This window comes from Sinomonas humi (assembly GCF_000802235.1).
GTDB classification, from domain to species: Bacteria; Actinomycetota; Actinomycetes; order Actinomycetales; family Micrococcaceae; genus Sinomonas; species Sinomonas humi.
Map to the genome: position 1 here is coordinate 1 of NZ_JTDL01000014.1, position 477 is coordinate 477.

The window sequence follows — 477 nt, forward strand, 5'->3', positions numbered from 1 at the left end:
GTTGTCAAGCTGCTTGGAGTCGGTCGGGGGGTGTTTCCGAGGGTGGGTTGGCAAGGTTGATGCCAACGGTGCTCGGTGGGGCAGGGGTCTTTGGACGACTGCGGAAGCGTTCGGGGTGTGCGTTGTAGTAGGCCTGGTGGGCGTGGTCGCGTCGGGCCCACTGCCCCTGCCAGCTGCCATCGTGCACGGCGGCGGGGGCGAACAGGGCGATGCCGGAGTGGCGGTGGTGGGTGTTGTACCAGGGGATGTAGCCCTGGACCCATGCGCGTGCGGCGGCCAGGTCCTCGAAGACGGCGGGATAGTTTGGCCGGTACTTCATGGTGCGGAACTCCGACTCGGAGAAGGGGTTGTCGTTGGAGACGCGGGGGCGGTTGTGGGTTCGTTCGATCCCGTGCTCCTCGAGGAGATCCTTGAGCAGGTTGGAGCGCATCGCCGGGCCTGAGTCCGCGTGCACGGCCCGGGGCCGTCCGTGGCGGG

Annotated in this window: 1 protein-coding gene; it reads right to left on the reverse strand. The window is 67.7% G+C overall.

Features of this window, described 5'->3' with window-relative positions; genetic code table 11:
• Positions 1–4 precede the first annotated feature (4 nt).
• On the reverse strand, positions 5–477 hold a 473-nt coding region (locus LK10_RS01075), incomplete at its 5' end, for an IS3 family transposase (protein WP_043119447.1).